A 21,326-nucleotide genomic window follows, 5' to 3' on the forward strand; every position below is an offset into this window, starting at 1 on the left:
CCATTTCGACCCTCCGCCACACATTGATTCGCATGACGGCAGACGGGCTGCTGCGCAGCGCCGACTTCCGCCGCCTGTGGCTGAGCAGCACGCTGACCCAGTTCGGCTCCCAGATCACGCTGCTCGCCCTGCCGATCTGCGCGGTGTTGCTGATGCATGCGACACCAGCCCAGATGGGCACCCTGGCGGCGCTCGAATCCCTGCCCTTCCTGCTGCTCGGCCTGCCCTCGGGCGTGCTGCTCGACCGCTGCCGGCGCCTGCCGATCATGATGTTCAGCGATGTAATGGTGGCCACCGCCCTGGCCAGCGTGCCCCTGGCCTGGTGGATGGATGCGCTGACCATCCACTGGCTGTACGCCGTCGGCTTCGTGCTGGGCACCGGGCTCGTCGTCGGCGGCAGTGCCGAGCAGGTGTTTCTCACCTTTGTCGTCGGACGCGAGCGCCTGGTCGATGCCCACGCCAAGATGGCGGGCACCGAATCAGCCGCGCGCCTGCTCGGGCCCGGCATGGCGGGCGCCATGGTGCAGCTGCTCGGCGCGCCGGTCGCCATCCTGTGCAACGTGGCCGGCTTCGTCGTCTCGCTGGCGAACCTGCGCCGGATCCGCGCGCGCGAACCGCAGCCCGTGCCGTCGAACACCCACCCCCTGATCGATATCCGTGAAGGCCTGGCGTTTGTGTGGAACCAGCGCGTGCTGCGCACGCTCGCCTGGACCGCGGGCAGCTGGCATTTCCTGTTTTATGGCTACCTGGCCCTGCACGTGCTGTTCGCGACGCGCGTGCTGGGCATGACGCCCGGCGTGATGGGAACGGCGCAAATGCTGGGCGGCGCCGGCATCCTGGCCGGCTCGATCCTGATCAAGCCGCTCTCGAAGCGCTACGGCACCGGACGCGCGATCCTGGTCGGCCTGTGCGTCTCCGCATTGGGCTTCGCGCTGATGCCGGCCATTCCCGCCAGCCTGTTCGGCAGTCCGGCGCTGACCGCGCTTGCCTACGGCATCGTGGTCTTCCTGCTCGACTGCGGCGCGACCCTGTTCTTCGTTCCCTACATCGCCCTGCGCCAGCGCGTCACGCCCGACGCCGTGCTGGGCCGGATGGTGGCGACGATGCGCTCGCTGACGGTGGCGACCGCCCCGCTCGGCGCACTGGCGGCCGGCGCGCTGGCCGAGCGTTTCAGCGTGCGCACAGGGCTGGTGTGCGTGGCGGCAGGCGCCGTTCTGCTGGCGGTGGCGGCCGTGGCCGGCACCCGCCTGCGCCATGTAAACGATTGAGCGCGTTTATTTAGGCAGCAGCACCCAGGTCGAACCACGCTGCTTCATGCGCCCCGCATACTCGGCCGCATTGCCGCCAAAACCAAAGAAGAAATCGGCGCGCACCGCGCCGCGGATGGCGCCGCCGGTGTCCTGCGCCATCATCAGGCGCTGGATCGGGGCGCCGTCGGACGGATGCGTGGTCGACAGGAACAGCGGCGCCCCGAGCGGCACGATCGTTGGGTCGACCGCCACCGAGCGCTCCGGCGTCAAAGGCACGCCCAGCGCGCCCTTCGGCCCCACGTTCGGGTCGGGCAGGCGCTCTTCGCGGAAGAAGATATAGCTCGGGTTGACGTTCAGGAGTTCCTGGCGCCGCGCCGGATTGGCCGCGATCCAGGCCTTGATGCTTTGCGCCGATACGCCATCGGCCGGCAGCTGGCCCTGCTCGACCAGCCAGCGGCCGATCACTTTATACGGATGGCCGTTCTGGTCGGCGAAGGCGATGCGCACGGTCTCGCCGCTCTCGTCGATACGCACCCGGCCCGAGCCCTGCACCTCGAGGAAGAAGGCTTCGACCGGATCGTCGACCCAGACCAGCTCCTTGCCGGAGAGCGGCGCGCGCTCGATCTCGGCGCGGGTGCTGTACGGGACCACGGTCTTCCCGACCAGGCGCCCGCGCAGGCGCATGTTCTTCAAGTTCGGATAGGCCGACGCCAGGTCGACCGTAATCAAATCGTCCGGCACCCGGTACAGCGGGGTCTGGAAAGCGCCGCCGCGTTTGCGCGCGCCGCGCAGCATCGGCTCGTAATAACCCGTGATCAGGCCGGTGTCGGCGCCATCGGGCATGCGCATCTGGTTGGGTACGAAATACGTCTCGAAATAGCGGCGAATGGCGGCGCTATCGCCCGTATCGACACTTGGCGCCGCCGCGCAGGGCGCCGTCCACTGCGGCTTTTTCGCCAGCACGCGGCAGGAGGCCATGAAGGCCGGCCAGGCCTGGCGCAGGTCGTCCTGCTGCCAGCCGGGCAGCGATTCGAAGGAGACCGGGGTCATCGGCGGCGTTGGCGGGGGCTTCGGCAAGTCGGCAGGAATGCCGACCGGGCCGACCGGCGGCGGCATCACGATGTCGGGCTGTTTCGACGGCTCTGGAACAGGCTGGGGCTTGGGGGACGGTGCAGGCGGCGGCGTGCCGCAGGCGGCCAGCAACAGGGCCACAAGAGAAAGCGAAGCAGGTACACTGCGGCGTATCGTTTGCATAAGGAAGTCTATGTGGATCTTGATGTTGGAAGCGGGCGTGGCATTCTTCCTGCTCGTGTTTATCGTCTGGTGGACGATGTTCCATGGCCGTCCCGAGGAGCGCAAGCGGCCCCTGCGCGAGGAAAAAACGCAGCAGCAGGAGCCACCGCGCGAGCCATAAACATTAATGCAGCATGCTCGGCACGTTCAGGACAAACTCCGGAATCTTCACCTCGAAGCGGTGCCCGTCCTCGGCCACGCAGAAGTACTCCCCGTGCATCGAACCCTGGGGCGTGGCCAGCGGCGTGCCGCTCGAGTATTCGAACTGCTCGCCCGGCTTCAACAGCGGCTGGTGGCCGACCACGCCCAGGCCCGCTACTTCCTGCGTGCGGTTGCTGGCGTCGGTGATCACCCAATGGCGCGAAATCAGCTGAGCCGGGACCTCGCCGGTGTTCTTGATGTTGATTGTGTAGGAAAACAAATATTCGTCCTGGTCCGGCTTGCTTTGCTCGGCCAGGTATTTGGTGCGGACGGTGACAGTAAAATCGTAGGCAGCCACGGCTTCCCTCTTCTATTATTGGTAGTGACGCGTATGCGCAATGAGGCATGATACCCCGTGCGGCAAAAGCGGGCTGCGCGCCTCCATCGCGGCTCGGCGTAAAATAGCGGCTTCAACCCAACCGCACGGCCACTTCATGACCACCTACCGCATCGCTCCCAGCATCCTGTCCGCCGATTTCGCCCGCCTGGGCGAAGAAGTCCGCAACGTCGTCGAGGCAGGCGCCGACATCATCCACTTCGACGTGATGGACAACCATTACGTGCCGAACCTGACCATCGGCCCGCTGGTTTGCCAGGCGATCCGCCCGCACGTGCAGGTGCCGATCGACGTCCACCTGATGGTGAAACCGGTCGACCGCATCATCCCCGACTTCGCCAAGGCCGGCGCCAACATCATTACCTTCCACCCGGAAGCGTCCGAGCACATCGACCGCACCCTGCAGCTGATCCGCGACCACGGCTGCAAGGCCGGCCTCGTGTTCAACCCGGGCACGCCGATGCACTATCTCGAGCACGTGATGGACAAGATCGACATGATCCTGATTATGTCGGTCAACCCGGGCTTCGGTGGCCAGTCCTTCATCCCGGAAGCGCTGAAGAAGATCGCGATCGCGCGCCGCCTGATCGACGAATCGGGCCGCGACATCATGCTGGAAGTCGACGGCGGCATCAAGGCCGAGAACATCGCAGCCGCCGCCGCCGCAGGCGCCGACACGTTTGTGGCCGGCTCGGCCATCTTCGGCAAGCCCGACTATAAAGCCGTGATCGACGCCATGCGCGCCGAACTGGCCACGGTCGGGAAGTAAGGGTGCGTCCCGGCGCCGCGGCGATCAAGGCCGCCATCATCGATCTCGACGGCACGATGCTCGACACCGTGCCGGACTTTGAACTGGCCCTGAACGGCATGCGCGCCGGCTTTGGCCTCGCGCCGATCACACAGGACGTCATCACGCCCATGGTGGGTAAAGGCTCGGAAAAGCTGATCCGCGACGTGCTCGCGCTCGACTTCGGGCAAGAGCGCATCGATGCCGTCTTTGACGAGGCGATGGCCGCCTACCAGCGGCATTACCTGGCGATCAATGGCGAGCGCAGCGTGCTGTACGCGGGCGTGATCGAGGGACTGGAAGCCATGAAAAACATGGGCCTGCGCCTGGCCTGCGTGACCAACAAGCCGATCGCCTTTGCCACGCCGCTGCTGGCGCAGAAGGGCCTGGCGCCCTACTTCGAGCTGGTCTATGGCGGCGACTCGCTGCCGAGGAAGAAACCGGACCCGATGCCCCTGCTGCAGGTCTGCGCCGATTTCGACCTGGCGCCGCCGCAGGTGGTGGCCATCGGCGACTCCTCGAACGACGCCGAAGCAGCGCGCGCAGCACGTTGCTTTGTGCTCACAGTGCCATATGGTTATAACCACGGAAGGCCTGTGCAAGACATCGATTCCGATGGTATAGTTAATTCGCTACTAGATGCTGCCGAGCTCGTTCGTGCGCACAACAGCACCGAAAACTAACTCATCTATACATGTTCTCCATTAAAAAACTCTCCGTCAACCAGACCGGCGCCCCTGAGGCCTGGGTCTGGCGACGCTGGCAATCCTGGGCTAACTGAACCCACTCGATTGCTGCCGGCTGCACACGCATCCGGCAGGTTTTTTAGACTACCGCCGCCCATCCTCCAACTCGAACGCTGGCGGCCCGGAGAAGAACATGACCGAACTCGAATTCAAATCGCTGGCCAACCAGGGCTATAACCGCATTCCGCTTATCGCCGAAGCCTTTGCCGATCTCGAAACGCCGCTGACCCTGTACCTGAAGCTCGCGCAATCCCAGAACACCGGCAAGAACACCTTCCTCCTCGAGTCGGTCGTCGGCGGCGAACGCTTCGGACGCTATTCCTTCATCGGCCTGCCGGCGAAAACCCTCTTGCGCTGCAGCGGCAACCTGACCGAAGTCGTCACCAACGGCTTTGTCGTCGAAAGCCATGAAGGCAATCCGCTCGACTTCATCGAGTCCTTCCAGGCGCGCTTCCGGGTCGCCCTGCGCCCTGGCCTGCCGCGTTTCTGCGGGGGCCTGGCCGGCTACTTCGGCTACGACACGGTGCGCCACATCGAGCGCAAGCTGGCCGGCAAGGCACCGAAGGACACGCTCGGCCTGCCCGACATCCAGCTGATGGTGACCGAGGAACTGGCCGTCATCGACAACCTCTCGGGCAAGCTCTACATGATCGTGTATGCCGACACGGCGCAGCCGGAATCGTTTTCGAAAGCACGCCAGCGCCTGAAGGACTTGCGCGTCATGCTGCGCCGTAGCGTCGACGCGCCGGTGACGACTGCTTCGGTGCGTACCGAAGCCGTGCGCGAAACCTCGAAAGAAGACTACCTGGCGGCGGTGGCCAAAGCCCATGAGTACGTGATGGCCGGCGACCTGATGCAGGTTCAAATTGGCCAGCGCATCCGCAAGCCCTATGTCGATTCGCCGCTCTCGCTGTACCGCTCGCTGCGTTCGCTGAACCCGTCGCCCTACATGTATTACTACAATTTCGGCGACATGCAGATCGTCGGCGCCTCGCCCGAGATTTTGGTGCGCAACGAGACTTCGCCCACGGGCGAACGCAAGGTCACGCTGCGCCCGATCGCCGGCACCCGCCCGCGCGGCGCGACGCCGGAACGCGATACCGAGCTGGCCGCCGAGCTGCTGGCCGACCCGAAGGAAATCGCCGAGCACGTGATGCTGATCGACCTGGCGAGGAACGACATCGGCCGCATCGCCGACACCGGCACGGTGAAGGTCACCGACCGCATGGTCATCGAAAAATACTCGCACGTGCAGCACATCGTCTCGAACGTCGAAGGCGCCCTGAAAGGCGGCATGTCGAACCTGGACGTGCTGCGTGCGACCTTCCCGGCCGGTACGCTCACCGGTGCGCCGAAAGTGCGCGCCATGGAAGTGATCGACGAACTCGAACCCGTGAAGCGCGGGATCTACGGCGGCGCCTGCGGCTATCTGTCGTTCGGCGGCGAGATGGACGTGGCCATCGCGATCCGCACCGGCGTGATCAAGGACGGCAACCTGTATGTGCAGGCCGCGGCCGGCATCGTTGCCGACTCGGTACCCGAGCTGGAATGGCAGGAAACGGAAGCCAAGGCGCGCGCCGTGCTGCGCGCGGCCGAGCAAGTGCAAGACGGTCTGGATGGGGAGTTCTGACATGCTGCTAATGATCGACAACTACGATTCCTTCACCTACAACATCGTCCAGTATTTCGGCGAGCTTGGTGAAGAGGTGCGTACGGTGCGCAACGACGAAGTCACGATCGAGGAGATCGCGGCCATGAAACTCGACCGCATCTGCATTTCGCCCGGCCCGAAAGCGCCGGTTGACGCGGGAGTGTCGGTCGAGGTCATCAAACATTTCCAGGGCAAGCTGCCGATCCTCGGCGTGTGCCTCGGCCACCAGGCCATCGGCGAAGCCTTTGGCGGCAAAATCGTGCGCGCCAAGCAGGTCATGCACGGCAAGACCTCGATGATCGCGCACACCGGCGAAGGCGTCTTCAAAGGCTTGCCGAGCCCGTTCACGGTGATCCGCTACCACTCGCTGGCGATCGAGCGCGCCTCGCTGCCGGCCTGCCTCGAGGTGACCGCCTGGACCGACGACGGCGAGATCATGGGCGTGCGCCACAAGGAGTTCGACATCCAGGGCGTGCAGTTCCACCCCGAGTCGATCCTGTCGGAACACGGCCACGCGCTGTTCAAGAACTTCCTCGAAGGCTGCTGAGCGTCGTAGCGGCGCGCCCTCGGGCGCTACGCGAAGACGCGGCCCTGAATCCACCATTATTGGAACCACCATGCCGATCACCCCACAAGAGGCGCTGCTGCGCTGTATCGAACACCGCGAGATCTTCCACGACGAGATGCTGTCACTGTTCCGCCAGATCATGTCGGGCGAGATGTCGCCGACCATGGTCGCGGCCCTCACCATGGGCCTGCGCGTGAAGAAGGAAACCATCGGCGAAATCACGGCCGCCGCGCAAGTCATGCGCGAATTCTCGACCAAGGTGCCGATGGCCGACACCACCCACCTGCTCGACATCGTCGGCACCGGCGGCGACGGCGCGCACACCTTCAATATTTCGAGCGCGGCGATGTTCGTGGCGGCAGCGGCCGGCGCGCGCGTGGCCAAGCACGGCGGGCGCAGCGTCTCGTCGTCCTCGGGCAGCGCCGACCTGATCGAAGCGCTTGGCGCCAACATCGACCTGAAACCCGAGCAGATCGCGCAGTCGATCGCCCAGACCGGCATCGGCTTCATGTTCGCACCGAACCACCACGCGGCCATGAAGCACGTGGCGCCGGTGCGGCGCGAGCTGGGCGTGCGCAGCATTTTTAATATTCTCGGGCCGCTGACCAATCCGGCCGGCGCGCCGAACATCCTGATGGGCGTGTTCCACCCCGACCTGGTCGGCATCCAGGTGCGCGTCCTGCAGCGCCTCGGCGCCCAGCATGCGATGGTGGTCTGGGGCCGCGACAACATGGATGAGGTCTCGCTCGGCGCCGGCACCCTGGTCGGCGAACTGGTGAACGGCGAAATCCGCGAATACGAAATCCACCCGGAAGACTTCGGCATGCCGATGATCGCCAGCCGCAACCTGAAAGTGGCGAACACCGAGGAATCGAAGGCGCGCGTACTCGAAGCCCTGCGCGGCGAGCCGGGACCGGCCTGCGACATCGTGGCCCTGAACGCCGGCACCGCCCTGTATGCCGCGGGCGTGGCCGCATCGATCGAGGACGGCCTGGCGAAAGCGCGTGCGACCATCGCGTCCGGCGCGGCCCTGGCCAAGCTCGAACAATTCGTCAACGTCACGCGCCAGCTGGGCGCGAGCGCATAAGAAGCTTAAATATGTCCGACATCCTGAACAAGATCCTCGCCGTCAAAGCCGATGAAGTAGCGGCCGCCAAAAAATACCGCGACCTGGCCAGCCTGCGCCGCGAAGTCGAAGGCGATGCCGTGCTGCGCGCCGACATCCGCGGTTTCGAAGCGAGCCTGCGCAAGACCATCGCCGCCGGCCGCGCCGGCGTGATCGCAGAAATCAAGAAGGCCTCGCCCTCGAAAGGCGTGCTGCGTGCGGATTTCAAGCCGGCGAACATCGCCGAAAGCTATGCCGAAGGGGGCGCTGCCTGCCTGTCGGTACTGACCGACGTGAACTTCTTCCAGGGCAGCGTCGACTACCTGAAGCAGGCACGTGCGGCCGTCGAGCTGCCGGTGATCCGCAAGGACTTCATCATCGACATGTACCAGGTGTACGAAGCGCGCGCGATGGGGGCCGATGCGATCCTCCTGATCGTCTCGGCGCTCGATCACGGCCTGATGGCCGAACTCGAAGCCTGTGCTCAGGAACTTGGCATGGATGTGCTGGTCGAAGTACATGACGGCGATGAGTTGACCGCGGCCCTGAAACTGAAAACGCCGCTGGTCGGCATCAACAACCGCAACCTGCGCACCTTCGAGGTGTCGCTCGACACCACCATTGGCCTGTTGCCGCGCATCGGCAGCGAGCGGCTGGTCGTGGCCGAGTCGGGCATCCTGGGGGTGGAAGACGTAGGGCGCATGCGCGAGGCGAACGTGCACGCGTTCCTGGTGGGCGAGGCGTTCATGCGAGCGCCGGACCCTGGCGCCGAACTTCGACGATTATTCGACTGACATGACAACCACCATCCGCACCCGGGCCGCTCTCCTCCTTCTACTGGCAGCCTTGGGCGGATGCAGTGTTGTCCAGCCCGTCGCTTCCTCGGCCAAGCGCCTCGTCACCGCCATTCTCCCTACCCCCAAAACCGAAGCGCCCGTGGCGCCGCCCTCGGCCAGCCTGGACGCCTACAAGGCCGCAGTGGCGCAGCACGTCATGCGCGCCAACAGCGGCCAGACCTTCAGCGGACAATTGCCGCCCATGCTGCCGGCGATCGTGGTGGTGAATATCACGGTGGGCGAAGATGGGGAGTTGCAGGATGTCGCCGTGCAGCGCTCGCGCGACCCCGATGCGTCGAAGGTGGCGCTGGCATCGATGCGCCGCACCGGCCGCCTGCCGCGCCCGGAGAGCCTGCTGGCCACGAACATGAATGCGCTGACGTTTTCGGAGACCTTCTTGTTTGATCACCAGTACCGGTTCCAGTTGCGGAGCCTGGCTGGGCCGCAGTGAATGGGTCGTCGCCGTTAGTGGGGCTGTTGCCTGCACTGTTCGTGGGGCCTTGAATCCGCGTGGGCACGGAGTGCCCACCCTACGGGATACGTGGCGCCAGCGTAACGTAGGGTGGGCACCTGTGCCCACGCGAACGTTTGCACCGTGTTGACCGATAAACGCGGCGATGACGCCATCACCCCGGACACGTTATCGCGGATCATCCGCACACGGTGCCATGTACGCAATCAACCCGCGCTCGGCCGCGGCAAGGCCGACGACTTCTTCCCCGCCACCGCCTGCGACAAGGTCACGCCCGGCACCCGGTCGCCCTGCAGCGTGAGGTCAAACGCCATCAGCTCGTCGCGCCGGAAGGCGTGCACCGTCAGCTTGTCGCCCACGCGGTAGCGCGACAGCAGCGCGTCGACATTGGCCGGGTTGCCGTTCACGCGCAGGCCGTCGATGGCGATCAGGATGTCGAGTGCCGACAGGCCGGCCTGGTGCGCCGCGCCGCCTTCGTGCACTTGCGTCAGTTTGGCGCCGAGCGGGTCGCGCCCGATGCCGGCGTCCAGCGAAGGCTTGCCGCTCTTGCGCTCGTCCGCCAGCTTCACACCAAACGGCGCGAACAGTTTAGCCAGCGGCAGGTCGTCCGTGCCGCGCACGAATTTGTCGAACAAGGGGCGCAGCTTCAAACCGCTAACTTCGTCGAACAGCGCTTCGACTTCCTGCTCGGTGACGCCGCGGCCGGCGCTCGGATAAAAATCGCGTCCGTAGCGCTGCCACAGCGCGCGCATGACGTCGTCCAGGGTCTTGGCGCCGCCGGTCCTGGCGCGGATCGTCAGGTCAAACGCCAGCGCGATCAGGGAACCCTTGCTGTAATAGCTGATGATGGCGTTCGGCGAATTCTCGTCCTGGCGGTAGTACTTGCTCCAGGCGTCGAAGCTCGAATCGGCCACGCTCTGTTTCAAACGCCCGCTGCCGCGCAGCACGCTGCCGATGGTTTTGCCGAGCAGCTTGAAATAGGTCGGCTCGCCGATGATCCCAGCGCGCACCAGCATCAGGTCGTCGTAATAGCTGGTAAAACCTTCGAACAGCCACAGCAGCGGCGTATAGCCCTCGACCTGCAAATCATAGGGTGCGAACACGGCCGGCTTGATGCGCTTGACGTTCCAGGTGTGGAAGTACTCGTGGCTGCACAGGCCCAGGAATTTCAAATAGCCCTCGCCCGGCTCGCCTGGCTGCGGGGTCGCGCTGCACGGCAGGTCGGCACGGGAGCAGATCAGGGCGGTCGAGGCGCGGTGTTCCAGGCCGCCGTAGCCGTCGCCCACAGCCATCGTCATGAAGACATAGCGATCGAGCGGCGCACGGCGCGTTTGCGGCTCGAAGAAGGAAATTTGCGCTTCGCAGATCGCTTTCAGGTCGGCCTGCAGGCGCGCCATGTCCAGGTTCGGCACGCGGCCGGTGATGACGATGTCGTGGGGGATGCCATGCGCCTTGAAGCTGGCCAGTGCGAAGTCGCCCATTTCGACCGGGTGGTCGATCAGTTCGTCGTAATTGGCGGCGACATAGGTGCCGAAGCCGTAGCGCTTCGCACCCAGCTCCTGCATGGCGGTGGCCACGCGCCAGGTTTTGGCGGCCGGGTCGCCCGGGCGCTGGATGTCGACTTCGTGCGCGCCCTCTTCCTGGCCGAGCACGCGCAGGAAGACGCTGGTGCCGTTGAAGAAGCCATGGGTCTGGTCGAGATGGGCGGCGCGCACCGACAAGTCCCAGGCATAGATTTCGTAGTGCAGGGTCAGCGGCGCGTCGACGGGCGCCGCCTGCCACGAGTGCTTGTCGAGTTTGGTGAGCGCCACCGCGGCGCCATTCGACTCGGCCCGGATGCGCACGATGTTGCGCGCGAACTCGCGGATCATGTAACTGCCCGGGATCCAGGCCGGCAGCGCGAACACCTGGCCATCCTGTGCCGGTGACGGCACGGTGACGGTCACGTTGAACAGGTGGCCGGCCAGGTCTTTCGGGACGATGGTGTAGTGGATCGCGGGCTGCTTTTTCTGGGCTGTTTTTTTCATGATGGCGAAGTGAGTCGGGCGATTCTCGTAGTGTAACGGATTCGCTCTCGTTAAGACCCATAGGGTGGACGGCTCCACCCGGATATGCGGACAGACGCAGCTCGGACGCCGCCCACGCGTTCAACGCACAGTTGCATTGTCGCGAGGATGCCGGAGCCGGTTGAACGCGTCGGCGGCGCGAGGTGTCGCACCTGATCGAATATCCAGGTGGAGCCGCCCACCCTACGGGTACGCCGGATGCTATGCCAGGTCGGCTGGGGTGTCGATATCGCGCAGGATGCCGGGGTCGTTCACGGCGATTTCCGTCACCGGCGCCGACTTGAGCAAGGCACGCGCGCCGTGTTCGCCGCGCAGCGCCAGCAGGGCCGGCAAGTGAGCGGCGCCAAACGCAACCGGATTGCCGCGCCGCCCTTCGAATACCGGTGCGGCGATGTCCGCGCCGCTGCCCAGCGCATTGAGCAGCGCGCGCAGCGTCGCCGGCGCCACATACGGCATGTCGCCCAGCGCCACCAGCCAGCTGTCTGCCTGCGGGAGCGAATGGGTAATGGCCTGCACCAGCGAGGCCGCCATGCCGCTGTCGGCATCCTCGCACAGGGTGACTTCGCAGCCGAGCGCGCGCAGGGCCTGCGCCACGCCGCCATCCTGCGGCGGCACGACGGCGATCACACGGGGAAGCACGGCCAGCAGATGGCGCGCGCTGGCCACGACAACGGGTTCGCCGCCGGCGAGCGGCTGCAGCAGCTTATTGCGCTGGCCGAGCGGATCGAAGCGGCGCCCGCGTCCCGCCGCCAGCAGGATGCCGACGGCATTCATGCGCGGGGACCCGGCTCAGGCAAGCGTACTGGCCGCATCCTTGATCGCGGCGCGGATGCGCTGGTAGGTGCCGCAGCGGCAGACGTTGCCGCTCATGGCGTTGTCGATGTCGGCGTCGCTCGGTGCGCGGTTGGTGCGCAGCAGCGCGGTGGCGCTCATCACCTGGCCGCTCTGGCAATAGCCGCACTGCGGCACGTCGTGGCGGATCCAGGCCTCCTGCACGATCTTGCCGACCGCATCCTCGCCGATGGCTTCGATGGTCGTGATCTTCAGGCCGGCCGCACTCGAGATCGGCGTGATGCAGGAGCGCACCGGCGCGCCGTCCAGGTGCACGGTGCAGGCGCCGCACAGGGCGGCGCCGCAGCCGAACTTGGTACCGGTCAGGTTCAGGTGATCGCGCAGCGCCCACAGGATGGGCGTGGCCGGGTCGGCGTCGACCTGCGTAGCGCGCCCGTTGATGTTCAGCTGGACCATGGCCGTGGGTTTATTTGATCGAGTCGAGCTTGGCTTCCAGCGCCGGCAAATCGACCGCGCCCGGGATGCGGGTGCCGTCGGTGAAGAAGATCGCCGGCGTGCCCTGGATTTTCAGTTTCTGGCCCAGTTCGACGATTTTCTGGTTCGGGGTCTCGCAGTTGGCGGGCGTCGCTGCCGGCACCTTTCCGTTGATCATCCAGTCGTCCCAGGCCTTGACCCGGTCCGGTGCGCACCAGATGTTCTTCGACTTCGTGAACGAATCCTCGGACAGGATGTTGTACATGAAGGTGTAGATGGTGACGTTGTCGATGTCCTTGAGCGTGGTCTGGCGCAGGCGCTTGCAGTAACCGCAGTTCGGGTCTTCGAAGACGGCGATCACGCGCTTGCCGTCGCCCTTCACCTGCTTGAGCGCGGAGGCCAGCGGCAGGTCGGAGAACTTGATCTTGTTCAGGTCATCGATGCGGGCCTTGGTGATGTTGCGCGAGGTTTTCGCCTCGTAGACCTGGCCGATGAACAGGAATTCGCCCTTCTTGTCCGCATACAGGATGTCGCCGCCGATGCGCAGTTCGTACAGGCCGCTGTAGGGCGTGGCGGTGATCGTGTCGATCTTGGCGCCGCCCAGGCGCGGCTCGATGTTCTTGCGGATATTTGCTTCGACCGTATTTTCGGCCCCAACGCACGACGCCATCAGGCCGGTCGCCGCGAGCACGGCGATCTTGGTTTTCAACATCACTATTAATTCCTTAAAGATTACGGACGACCGAGCGCGTGCGCCATCAGGCGACGCTTAACGAAGGGCAACTTATCGAGCAAGTTTAATCCCAAATTGCGGGCAACGCGCAAGGGTTCGAGGTTGGCGCCGAACAAACGCTCGAGTCCGTCGGTCGCCAGTTGCATCAAAAACACATCTTCCTTGCGGGCACGTGCATAGCGCGCCAGCACCCGCTCGTCGCCGATGGCGCGGTGTTCCTCGCGCCCGGCCACCACGCGCAGCAGGTCGACCACGTCGCCGAAGCCGAGGTTCATGCCGTGTCCCGCCAGCGGGTGCACCGCGTGCGCGGCGTCGCCGATCAGGGCCACGTGCGGGGCGGTCAAGGCATGCGGGCGCACCAGCGCCAGCGGCACGGCCTTCACGGATTCAGGCTGCAGGGGTTTCAGGGTGCCGAGCGCCTCGTCGGCATATTCGCCCAGGCGCACCGCGAGCTCGCCCATCGATTCTTCGATCAGGGTCGCGGCCAGGGTTTCCGGCGCCGACCAGACCAGCGAGACGCGCTGGCCCGGCAGCGGCAGCAGCGCGATGATGCCCTCGCTGCAGGTGAACCACTGGTGGGCGACGCCATGGTGCGGCTTTTCGCAGGAAAAATTCGTGACGATGGCTTTCTGGTGGTAGGGCCGGTAGTCGATCCCGATGTCGCACTGCCCGCGCACCCAGGAATCGCGTCCGTCGGCGCCGATGACGAGGGCCGCGTCGATCCGGCGCCCGTCTTCCAGCGTGACCGCCGCCCCTTCCGGGCCACAGGTCAGGCGCGTCCCGCAGCCTTTGACGATCTCGACCTTGTGGGCGAATTTCAGGGCCGCGTCGAGCGCGCTGTTCAGGTTGCTGTCCTCGACGATCCAGGCCAGCGCGCCGGTATGCGCGCCGAAGGCGTCGAAGCCGAGGCTGCCCCCATTCTTGCCGTCGCCATTGACCGCCATCGCATCGACCGGCGCCACGCGGCTTGCATCGAGCGCATCCCATACCTTCAGCGCGCCCAGCAGGTCGCGCGCGGTATGGTTCAGCGCGTACACGCGCACGTCCCAGGGGCGTTCGCCGCCAGTGGCAGCGGCGCCCTCGTTCTGCGCGGCGGCCGGGTTGGGAACCAGCAGCGTGACGCTATGCCCGGCCTGGGCGAAGCCAAGCGCCGCCGTCTTGGCGATGGCGCCATTGCCGACGATGCAGACGTCGCTTGTAGTGTGTGCGGTGGAGGAAGTGGAGGTCGTCATACGAGGCATTATAGCGGCATGTCCTGCACCTATTTGGCTTGCGCGGAACGCAGCGCCGGAAGAAAGTTGCAGCCGGGACTTGCAGAGCCGCCGCCGGCTGGCTATAATCGTGCCTCTCTTGGCCTGGTAGCTCAGTTGGTAGAGCAGAGGATTGAAAATCCTTGTGTCGGTGGTTCGATTCCGCCCCGGGCCACCAAGAATTCAGTAATACATCAAAAACGCCAACCCATGCAGGTTGGCGTTGTCGTTTCCGGACTCCACAGTCCTGATGTCCATCCAATTTGACTCTGCAGTGGAGCCCGGCGATACTCGCTGCTCCTCGATTGCTGAGCTGCACGATGCACGCCCTCCATCGGTCCTGATCCGAAATAAACCTGGAGTCAGCATGCCCCCTGTATCAGTTCCCATGATTACGAACGATGCCGTCATCCTCGGCATGATTGCCGTCATTCTCGGTAGCGTGCTGTGGACCGCATCGCGCCCGGATGGTTTCTGGAAAAAGTTTTACAGCTATGTACCGGCCCTGCTGCTGTGCTACCTGTTGCCTTCGCTGCTCAACACGCTGGGCGTGATCGACGGCGCGGCCTCGAAGCTCTACCCGATGGCGCGCGACTACCTGCTGCCCAGTTCTCTCGTGCTGCTGTGCGTCGCGATCGACTTCAAGGCGATCGTGCGACTTGGCCCAAAAGCGATCATCATGTTCCTGACCGGCACCGTGGGCGTCATGCTCGGCGCCCTGGTGGCGTTCGAGGCAATGCGCGTGATCCATCCGGAATCGGTGGCTGGCGACACCTGGCGCGGCATGACCACGGTGGCCGGTGCCTGGATCGGTGGCGGCGCCAACCAGGCCGCCATGCGCGAAGTGTTCAACGTAGAGGCGACGATGTTCGGCCAGTTTGTGGCGGTCGATGTCCTGGTGGGCAATCTGTGGACGGCGGTGTTACTGTTCCTTGCCAGCCGTTCACAGGCCTTCGATCGCTGGACTGGCGCCGACCTCACGGCGCTGAACCGCTTGCGTGACAGCATCGAACAATACCAGGCGCAGCACGCGCGCATCCCGACCGTGAACGACATCATGGTCATCCTGGCGATCGGCCTGGGCGCGACCGGCCTGTCGCATTTCCTGAGCCAGCTGCTGGTCGGGTGGATTTCATCGCTGCCGGCCGAGTGGCGCCTGCAGGACTACAGCCTGACCTCGGGCTTCTTCTGGATTGTCGTGATCGCCACGACCATCGGCCTGCTGCTGAGCTTTACGAAGGCCCGCACTTTTGAAGGTGCCGGTGCCTCACGCATCGGCTCGGTGATGCTGTACGTGCTGGTCGCGACGATTGGCATGCAGATGGACCTGAGCGCCCTGGTCGATCGTCCCTGGCTGTTCCTGCTGGGCCTGATATGGATTGCTTTCCACGGCGGACTGATGATTCTGATGGCCAAATTGATCCGCGCACCGCTGTTCATGATGGCGGTCGGGTCGCAGGCGAACATCGGCGCGGCTGCCTCGGCGCCGGTGGTTGCCAGCGCCTTCCACCCTGCCTTGGCGCCAGTCGGCGTGCTGCTGGCCGTGCTCGGGTATGCGCTGGGCACCTACGGCGCCTACATTACGGGTATCTCCCTGCGGGCGATTGCCGCCGGTTGACCGCGTCACCGTCCGCATTGCCGCACTGCATGCGACCGACGCGTGACCGGAATCTACTGCAGCGGCGCGCTTTGGTACACTCCCGGGCCTTGGCCTGGTAGCTCAGTTGGTAGAGCAGAGGATTGAAAATCCTTGTGTCGGTGGTTCGATTCCGCCCCGGGCCACCAGGAATGTCTAAAAAAAACGCCAACCTTGCAGGTTGGCGTTGTTCATTTTCACTCCTGTTTCATGTGCCTGCCCCCCGGTCAGCCCGCGGCCGGGTAGCTATAGGTCGAGCCGATCCCGAGTGGAATATCGAGTGCCCAGAAGCCGAGCAGGAACAAGGTCCAGACCACCAGCAAGCTGAGCGAGTACGGGAGCATCAGCGCGATCAGGGTGCCGATGCCGGTCGACTGCACATATTTGCGGCAGAAGACGATAATCAGCGGGAAATAAGGCAACAGCGGCGTGATGATATTGGTCGAGGAATCGCCGACCCGGTAGGCGGCCTGCGTCATGTCCGGCGACACACTCAGCTCCATGAGCATCGGCACCATGACCGCGCCGATCAGGGCCCACTTGGCGGAAGCCGAACCGATGAACAGGTTCACCGTGCCCGACAGGAGCACGATGCCCGTCAGCGTCACACCCATCGGAAACGCCATCTCCTTAAGCCACAATGCGCCCTTGAGCGCGATGAGCGCCCCCAGGTTCGACTGGCCGAAGGCATAGATGAACAACGCACAGAAGAAGGCCATGACGATGTAGTAGCCCATGCCGCTCATGGCGTGGCTCATCCCCTTGACGATGTCGCGGTGGCTTTTCGCGGTACCGGCGGCGTAGCCGTAGACCACCCCGGGAATCAGGAAGAAGATGAAGATGAGCGCGACGATCGACTGCATCAGTGGCGCCGAGGAATGCGTCAGTTCGCGCGTGTCCGGCGAGCGCCAGGCCGAACCTTCCGGCAGGACGGACCACACCAGCAGCGCCAGGCTGGCCAGCATGGCGACACCGGCCCAGCGCAACCCCTTGATCTCATTCGGCTGCAAGGCATCCATCTTGGGCAAGCCGGCAGGATCGCCGTCGACCAGCGTTTTTTTCAGGCGCGGCTCGATGACCTTGTCGGTCAGGACCCAGCCGACAAGAATCACCAGGAAGGTCGACGCCGTCGTGAAATAGTAATTGTTCAGTGGGTTGATCACGATCGACGCGGCGGCCGGGTCGGACGAGAGACGTGCGGCAACTTGGGTCAGGCCGGCCAGGAGCGGGTCCAGGCTCGACGGAACAAAGAAGGTGGCGGAAAAGCCGCCGGACACGCCGGCAAAGGCAGCCGCGATACCGGCCAGCGGATGGCGTCCCGCGGCATAAAAAATCACGGCGCCGAGCGGGATGACCAGCACGTAACCGGCATCGACGGCGACATGGCTCAGTATGCCCACGCCGATCAGGACCGGGGTGAGCAACACCTTCGGAGTGACCGCCAGGATCTTGCGCAGGCCGGCATTGATGAAACCCGTATATTCCGCCACGCCCAATCCCAGCATTGCCACCAGCACCACTCCCAGCGGGGGGAAGGTAACGAAGATGTTGACCATTTTTGCCGTGAATTCGGTCAGTGCTCTGGGCGCCAGGAGGTTTTTGACCTGGATCGCCGCGCCCGTGCGCGGATCGATCTCATGGAAAACCAGGCCGGACATGGCCCAGGAAAGGGCCCAGACCAGGGCCAGCAGCAGTGCGAACAAGATCGCCGGATCGGGCAGCTTGTTGCCGGCCCTCTCGATGAAATTCAGGATCCGGTTCAATCCGCCCGGTTTCTGTGCAGTCACTTGTGTTGTCATCATATCCTTTGCGTGACAGACGCGTCCTGTCGGCAGTTCGCTCGATCGCAGCAGGCAGGCGGCGCCGAGGCACAGCCGCTCTGCTGTTACTTTCTGAACATATGTTACTCACAAGCTGTGCTAACGCAAAGCTTTCTTACAACGCAAGCAGCGGCCGGCCCAGCCGGTCCACCCCCGGTCGCGAAAATGAGCGGGGATGGCGTTGTTGTTCTGGACGAGGATTCCTAACGAACGCAGTCGTTGTGCCCGCTGCGGTAGGCTTGCACCATACGCACGCCCGTGCGATAGGAGGATCGACCATGCATCACATTCGTTGCGGCACCGGCAAGCCTTTGCTACTACTTCATGGCCTTGGCGGCCATTGGCAGAGCTGGAATCCCATTCTGGCTGATCTCGCCACAAAACGCGAAGTCATCGCGGTCGACCTGCCCGGCTTTGGCCAGACGCCGAAATTGGCCGGTGAAACCTCGATCCGCACCCTGGCCGATGAGACCGCCGCCTTCCTCCATGCCCAGGGCTTGAGCGGCATCGATGCAGTCGGCAGCTCGATGGGTGCGCGGCTGGCGCTGGAGCTGGCGCGGCGCGGTGGGAGCGTCGGCGGCGTGGTAGCGCTTAATCCTGGTGGTTTCTGGCAGGGGTGGGAGCGTCACGCGTTCTTCAGCTCGATCTACCTGTCGATCCGGCTGCTGCGCCTGCTGCGGCCGATATTGCCGGCGGTCTGCGCCAATCCGCTTGGCCGCGCTTTGTTGCTGGCACAATTTTCCGCCAGGCCGACAAAGCTGGACCCAAGCACCGTGAGCGATGAATTGTGCAGCTATGTGGCCTCGCCGGCCTTTGATGAACTACTGGCCCAGCTCGCCTACGGTGAGGAGCAACTAGGGGCGCCGCGCAACAGCATCGCGCATCCGCTCGTCATCGGCTGGGGACGGCGGGACAGGGTCTGCTTCCCGCGCCAGGCCAGGCGCGCGCTGGCCTTGTTCCCGGATGCCAAGCTGCACTGGTTCGATCGCTGTGGCCATTTTCCGCACTGGGATGCGCCACGGGAGACCGCACAGCTGATTCTGAGTGCGCTTGCCGGTGCGTCAGTCGGGCTCTCGCACGAGGTCCATGGAGATCTTCCCGAACAATCCTCAAGCCTGCTGCTGCCAGCATCCACCGGCCTGGCCTGCTAGCCTGTTCGATCGTACGTAAAACAAAAACGCCAACCCATGCAGGTTGGCGTTTTCGTTTCTGTCATTCTTTTCTTTCCCTGAATTCGCCCTCAATCACCGTGTCGTCAGCACGTTGGGGAGGCTGTTTGCCAGTGAATTTGAAAACGGACGACAAGATTCGATCGAAAATCTTGCGCCTCAGCCAAGGGAAAGTGAGAACAAACGCCGTCACGAAACCTGTAAATGCCGCGGGCACATAGTCGCCTTGCGACAGGAAATGCAAGAGGCAGAGTGCGAGGATGCTGACGATGAGCGGCCGGCGCACAGGTTTCGGCAACAGGCCCACAAGGCGCAGCTTGCCATTGCGGATCGCGGGAAATCGCGCGAAAAGAGCGCCGAGCAGCAGTCCGGCGATGAAGCGGCTGGTGCCGAGATATTCAGCCAACACGCCGATGACAAGGAAACCGGTGTAGGTCATCGTGCTGGCCAGGGCTGCCAGCACCAATACGACGACTGCCAAGGTCAGCCTTGGCATACGCAAGGCCGCTGTGATTAGGTAAGGTAGGATTTGTGTACTCCTGCAAAAATGGGACGGGAAGGCTGCTGCGAATTCTAACAGCGCGCTCCCCTGCCTTAGTTTCCACCCTGCGCCTGCGCCATCTCGAGTGCGGGCAAGGTCACGGTCAGGAAAGACGACACTTGCCCGATCAGGTCGGCGGCTTGCTGGCGCACCTGCCCCATCTGCAAGATCGACAGCTCCGCCTGGCGCACCGCCTGCTGGATCAGTGTGCGGCGCTGAATGAGCGCGTCCGACACCGTCACGTCCAGCGCGCCGCCGGCGAGTTTCGCCACCACGGCCAGCACCGCCCCATGCAGGCTCAGGTTCCGCGCCGACTCTTCCAGCTCGCGCATGGCAACTTCGCTGTCGGCCATGAGCTGCAGGAGCTGGGCCCGGCTAGCGGTCAGTGCCGCCTTGAACTGGGCCGGCGAGGTCTTGCGGCGCAGCAGCCGATCGAACATGCCCGTCGGCGCCCGGGTGCTCTCGAGCGCGTCGTCGAGCAGGGCCGGCACCGCCATCTGCGCAAATTTCAAGACCAGCTCGGTGATCGGCTCGAGCAGGGCGGCCTGTTCCATCAGGGGCGCCTCCGCCCACCCAGTCACCAGCGCCAGCCTGACCGGCAGGATGCGGCGAAACAGGGCAGCCAGGCGCTGCTCGGCGTGTTCGAACAATACGGGATAGTCGACGGCGGCCGTCGCCAGGGCATCGCGCACCGCCGGATGGTCCTCGCTCTCGAACAGCGCTTTGGACACGGTTTTCGGGGTGACGCCGGCGAGGTCAGGCGCTGCGGGCAGCGCGTCGAAGGACAGCGGCTTGGGCGCGCTGCTGCGGGCCGGCGGCGGCGCGGAATCCTGCGCGTCGCCGAAGTCGAACACCCGCGGCACGGCCGCACGCTCGCCTGGCGCGGGAGCAGGCTCCGGCTCCGCGCCGAAATCGAAGGCCTTGGGCGTCTGGTTCGTCATCGCTTGGGCGGCCGTGGGCGCCGGGCTGCGCGGCAGGAGCGCCTGGCCGTTCTCAGACGGTGCCGCCGAGTTTACGGATGAAGGTCGCCAGGTTCAGCTTGAAGCCGGCGCCGACGGCCTGGAAGCGCCACTCGCCATCCTTGCGGTAGAGCGAGCCGAACTGTAGCGCGGTCTTGTCCGAATAGTCTTCGTCCAGGTCGTACTGGGCGATCACTTCGCCGGTGTCGTCGTTGTACACCTTGACGTAGGCATCGGTCACGCGGCCGAAGGTCTGCTTGCGCGCTTCGGCCTCGTGGATGGTGACCACGATCGGCATTTCCACGACGGCCGCGTCGACCTTTGCCAGGTCGACGGTGATGACTTCGTCGTCGCCATCCTTGTCACCCGTGCGGTTGTCGCCCGAGTGCACCACTGCCCCATCGGGCGAAGTGGTGTGGTTGTAATAGACGAAGTGGGCGTTGCTGATCATGAGCGGATGGTCGCTCGCATCCTTCTTGCACAGGAATACCGACGAGTCGAGGTCGAAGGCCTGGCCTTCGGCCGCGTTGACCTTCCATCCGAGACCGATACGAACACGCTTCAAGCCCGGGGCGGTTTTTTCCAGATTGATGCGATGGCCAGTTTCGAGCGTCGTCGACATGGACTTTCCTTGTATGGT

At 64.5% G+C, this 21,326-nt stretch carries 22 protein-coding genes and 2 tRNA genes; 13 read left to right on the plus strand and 11 right to left on the minus strand.

What is annotated here, in order from left to right; genetic code table 11:
* The first annotated feature begins 32 nt into the window (after positions 1-32).
* Entirely contained in the window at positions 33-1,268 is a 1,236-nt protein-coding gene (locus NMB41_RS21355) for an MFS transporter (RefSeq protein WP_494379783.1), read from the plus strand.
* Positions 1,269-1,274: 6 nt separating this feature from the next.
* On the opposite strand, the gene mltA is transcribed toward NMB41_RS21355, so the two are convergent.
* A complete protein-coding gene (gene mltA, locus NMB41_RS21360) occupies positions 1,275-2,504 on the minus strand; it encodes a murein transglycosylase A (protein ID WP_494379784.1) in 1,230 nt (409 codons plus the stop codon).
* Positions 2,505-2,514: 10 nt separating this feature from the next.
* On the opposite strand from mltA, the gene NMB41_RS21365 reads away from it, so the two are divergent.
* Complete coding sequence (locus NMB41_RS21365) at positions 2,515-2,664, plus strand: hypothetical protein (protein WP_494379785.1); 150 nt, start codon at positions 2,515-2,517, stop codon at positions 2,662-2,664.
* Between the two features lie 3 nt (positions 2,665-2,667).
* Here NMB41_RS21365 and apaG read toward each other — a convergent pair whose 3' ends face one another.
* The gene (gene apaG, locus NMB41_RS21370; RefSeq protein ID WP_494379786.1) at positions 2,668-3,042 is read right to left on the minus strand and encodes a Co2+/Mg2+ efflux facilitator ApaG/CorD; all 375 of its coding nucleotides are present in this window, start codon (positions 3,040-3,042) and stop codon (positions 2,668-2,670) included.
* Between the two features lie 136 nt (positions 3,043-3,178).
* Between apaG and rpe the strand changes: the two genes are divergently transcribed.
* From rpe to NMB41_RS21405, 7 genes are all read left to right on the plus strand, one after another.
* Entirely contained in the window at positions 3,179-3,850 is a 672-nt protein-coding gene (rpe, locus tag NMB41_RS21375; RefSeq protein ID WP_192051504.1) for a ribulose-phosphate 3-epimerase, read from the plus strand.
* Positions 3,851-3,906: 56 nt separating this feature from the next.
* Positions 3,907-4,551, plus strand: coding sequence for an HAD-IA family hydrolase (locus NMB41_RS21380; protein ID WP_494382886.1), 645 nt, complete (start codon positions 3,907-3,909; stop codon positions 4,549-4,551).
* Between the two features lie 196 nt (positions 4,552-4,747).
* Positions 4,748-6,244 (plus strand): anthranilate synthase component I, encoded by a 1,497-nt coding sequence (trpE, locus tag NMB41_RS21385; protein WP_494379787.1) that lies wholly within the window; start codon positions 4,748-4,750, stop codon positions 6,242-6,244.
* Between the two features lies 1 nt (position 6,245).
* Positions 6,246-6,812: an anthranilate synthase component II gene (locus tag NMB41_RS21390; protein WP_494379788.1), complete on the plus strand. Its 567-nt coding sequence runs from the start codon at positions 6,246-6,248 to the stop codon at positions 6,810-6,812.
* Between the two features lie 70 nt (positions 6,813-6,882).
* Positions 6,883-7,920 carry an anthranilate phosphoribosyltransferase gene (trpD, locus tag NMB41_RS21395; protein WP_494379789.1) on the plus strand — a complete coding sequence of 346 codons (1,038 nt, stop codon included), beginning with the start codon at positions 6,883-6,885 and terminating at the stop codon, positions 7,918-7,920.
* Positions 7,921-7,931: 11 nt separating this feature from the next.
* Positions 7,932-8,732: an indole-3-glycerol phosphate synthase TrpC gene (trpC, locus tag NMB41_RS21400; RefSeq protein WP_494379790.1), complete on the plus strand. Its 801-nt coding sequence runs from the start codon at positions 7,932-7,934 to the stop codon at positions 8,730-8,732.
* 1 nt (position 8,733) lies between these two features.
* The gene (locus NMB41_RS21405; protein WP_494379791.1) at positions 8,734-9,225 is read left to right on the plus strand and encodes a hypothetical protein; all 492 of its coding nucleotides are present in this window, start codon (positions 8,734-8,736) and stop codon (positions 9,223-9,225) included.
* A gap of 227 nt (positions 9,226-9,452) precedes the next feature.
* Here the strand turns inward: NMB41_RS21405 and NMB41_RS21410 are convergent, their stop codons facing one another.
* From NMB41_RS21410 to NMB41_RS21430, 5 genes are all read right to left on the minus strand, one after another.
* Complete coding sequence (locus NMB41_RS21410; protein WP_494379792.1) at positions 9,453-11,273, minus strand: M61 family metallopeptidase; 1,821 nt, start codon at positions 11,271-11,273, stop codon at positions 9,453-9,455.
* Between the two features lie 240 nt (positions 11,274-11,513).
* Entirely contained in the window at positions 11,514-12,086 is a 573-nt protein-coding gene (locus tag NMB41_RS21415; protein ID WP_494379793.1) for a nucleotidyltransferase family protein, read from the minus strand.
* A 15-nt stretch (positions 12,087-12,101) separates the two neighbouring features.
* Positions 12,102-12,560: a (2Fe-2S)-binding protein gene (locus NMB41_RS21420; protein ID WP_494379794.1), complete on the minus strand. Its 459-nt coding sequence runs from the start codon at positions 12,558-12,560 to the stop codon at positions 12,102-12,104.
* 10 nt (positions 12,561-12,570) lie between these two features.
* Positions 12,571-13,290 carry a DsbC family protein gene (locus NMB41_RS21425; protein WP_494379795.1) on the minus strand — a complete coding sequence of 240 codons (720 nt, stop codon included), beginning with the start codon at positions 13,288-13,290 and terminating at the stop codon, positions 12,571-12,573.
* 20 nt (positions 13,291-13,310) lie between these two features.
* Positions 13,311-14,543: an FAD-dependent monooxygenase gene (locus NMB41_RS21430; RefSeq protein WP_494379796.1), complete on the minus strand. Its 1,233-nt coding sequence runs from the start codon at positions 14,541-14,543 to the stop codon at positions 13,311-13,313.
* Between the two features lie 120 nt (positions 14,544-14,663).
* Here NMB41_RS21430 and NMB41_RS21435 point away from each other — a divergent pair.
* The 3 genes from NMB41_RS21435 to NMB41_RS21445 all read left to right on the plus strand — a co-directional run bounded on the left by NMB41_RS21435 (position 14,664) and on the right by NMB41_RS21445 (position 16,346).
* Positions 14,664-14,739: transfer RNA gene (locus NMB41_RS21435), tRNA-Phe, on the plus strand.
* A 210-nt stretch (positions 14,740-14,949) separates the two neighbouring features.
* Positions 14,950-16,179, plus strand: coding sequence for a DUF819 family protein (locus tag NMB41_RS21440; RefSeq protein WP_494379797.1), 1,230 nt, complete (start codon positions 14,950-14,952; stop codon positions 16,177-16,179).
* A 91-nt stretch (positions 16,180-16,270) separates the two neighbouring features.
* Positions 16,271-16,346: transfer RNA gene (locus tag NMB41_RS21445), tRNA-Phe, on the plus strand.
* 78 nt (positions 16,347-16,424) lie between these two features.
* Here NMB41_RS21445 and NMB41_RS21450 read toward each other — a convergent pair.
* Positions 16,425-17,984, minus strand: a complete 1,560-nt coding sequence (locus NMB41_RS21450; protein WP_494379798.1) for an AbgT family transporter — start codon at positions 17,982-17,984, stop codon at positions 16,425-16,427.
* Positions 17,985-18,295: 311 nt separating this feature from the next.
* Here NMB41_RS21450 and NMB41_RS21455 point away from each other — a divergent pair, with 311 nt between their 5' ends.
* Positions 18,296-19,168, plus strand: a complete 873-nt coding sequence (locus tag NMB41_RS21455; protein ID WP_494379799.1) for an alpha/beta fold hydrolase — start codon at positions 18,296-18,298, stop codon at positions 19,166-19,168.
* Between the two features lie 61 nt (positions 19,169-19,229).
* Here NMB41_RS21455 and NMB41_RS21460 read toward each other — a convergent pair whose 3' ends face one another.
* From NMB41_RS21460 to NMB41_RS21470, 3 genes are all read right to left on the minus strand, one after another.
* Complete coding sequence (locus tag NMB41_RS21460; RefSeq protein ID WP_494379800.1) at positions 19,230-19,682, minus strand: FxsA family protein; 453 nt, start codon at positions 19,680-19,682, stop codon at positions 19,230-19,232.
* 98 nt (positions 19,683-19,780) lie between these two features.
* The gene (locus NMB41_RS21465; RefSeq protein ID WP_494379801.1) at positions 19,781-20,668 is read right to left on the minus strand and encodes a hypothetical protein; all 888 of its coding nucleotides are present in this window, start codon (positions 20,666-20,668) and stop codon (positions 19,781-19,783) included.
* A gap of 52 nt (positions 20,669-20,720) precedes the next feature.
* Entirely contained in the window at positions 20,721-21,308 is a 588-nt protein-coding gene (locus NMB41_RS21470; RefSeq protein ID WP_494379802.1) for a TerD family protein, read from the minus strand.
* Positions 21,309-21,326: the final 18 nt, after the last annotated feature.

The organism is Massilia sp. FBCC-B171, assembly GCF_059134155.1.

What these genes read in the sequence shown, in the direction of transcription:
- NMB41_RS21355 (WP_494379783.1), top strand. Translation starts at nt 33, where the DNA reads ATGACGGCAGACGGGCTGCTGCGCAGCGCCGACTTCCGCCGCCTGTGG.
- mltA (WP_494379784.1), bottom strand. Translation starts at nt 2,504, where the DNA reads ATGCAAACGATACGCCGCAGTGTACCTGCTTCGCTTTCTCTTGTGGCC.
- NMB41_RS21365 (WP_494379785.1), top strand. Translation starts at nt 2,515, where the DNA reads ATGTGGATCTTGATGTTGGAAGCGGGCGTGGCATTCTTCCTGCTCGTG.
- rpe (WP_192051504.1), top strand. Translation starts at nt 3,179, where the DNA reads ATGACCACCTACCGCATCGCTCCCAGCATCCTGTCCGCCGATTTCGCC.
- NMB41_RS21380 (WP_494382886.1), top strand. Translation starts at nt 3,907, where the DNA reads ATGCTCGACACCGTGCCGGACTTTGAACTGGCCCTGAACGGCATGCGC.
- trpE (WP_494379787.1), top strand. Translation starts at nt 4,748, where the DNA reads ATGACCGAACTCGAATTCAAATCGCTGGCCAACCAGGGCTATAACCGC.
- NMB41_RS21390 (WP_494379788.1), top strand. Translation starts at nt 6,246, where the DNA reads ATGCTGCTAATGATCGACAACTACGATTCCTTCACCTACAACATCGTC.
- trpD (WP_494379789.1), top strand. Translation starts at nt 6,883, where the DNA reads ATGCCGATCACCCCACAAGAGGCGCTGCTGCGCTGTATCGAACACCGC.
- trpC (WP_494379790.1), top strand. Translation starts at nt 7,932, where the DNA reads ATGTCCGACATCCTGAACAAGATCCTCGCCGTCAAAGCCGATGAAGTA.
- NMB41_RS21405 (WP_494379791.1), top strand. Translation starts at nt 8,734, where the DNA reads ATGACAACCACCATCCGCACCCGGGCCGCTCTCCTCCTTCTACTGGCA.
- NMB41_RS21410 (WP_494379792.1), bottom strand. Translation starts at nt 11,273, where the DNA reads ATGAAAAAAACAGCCCAGAAAAAGCAGCCCGCGATCCACTACACCATC.
- NMB41_RS21415 (WP_494379793.1), bottom strand. Translation starts at nt 12,086, where the DNA reads ATGAATGCCGTCGGCATCCTGCTGGCGGCGGGACGCGGGCGCCGCTTC.
- NMB41_RS21420 (WP_494379794.1), bottom strand. Translation starts at nt 12,560, where the DNA reads ATGGTCCAGCTGAACATCAACGGGCGCGCTACGCAGGTCGACGCCGAC.
- NMB41_RS21425 (WP_494379795.1), bottom strand. Translation starts at nt 13,290, where the DNA reads ATGTTGAAAACCAAGATCGCCGTGCTCGCGGCGACCGGCCTGATGGCG.
- NMB41_RS21430 (WP_494379796.1), bottom strand. Translation starts at nt 14,543, where the DNA reads ATGACGACCTCCACTTCCTCCACCGCACACACTACAAGCGACGTCTGC.
- NMB41_RS21440 (WP_494379797.1), top strand. Translation starts at nt 14,950, where the DNA reads ATGATTACGAACGATGCCGTCATCCTCGGCATGATTGCCGTCATTCTC.
- NMB41_RS21455 (WP_494379799.1), top strand. Translation starts at nt 18,296, where the DNA reads ATGCATCACATTCGTTGCGGCACCGGCAAGCCTTTGCTACTACTTCAT.
- NMB41_RS21460 (WP_494379800.1), bottom strand. Translation starts at nt 19,682, where the DNA reads ATGCCAAGGCTGACCTTGGCAGTCGTCGTATTGGTGCTGGCAGCCCTG.
- NMB41_RS21465 (WP_494379801.1), bottom strand. Translation starts at nt 20,668, where the DNA reads ATGACGAACCAGACGCCCAAGGCCTTCGATTTCGGCGCGGAGCCGGAG.
- NMB41_RS21470 (WP_494379802.1), bottom strand. Translation starts at nt 21,308, where the DNA reads ATGTCGACGACGCTCGAAACTGGCCATCGCATCAATCTGGAAAAAACC.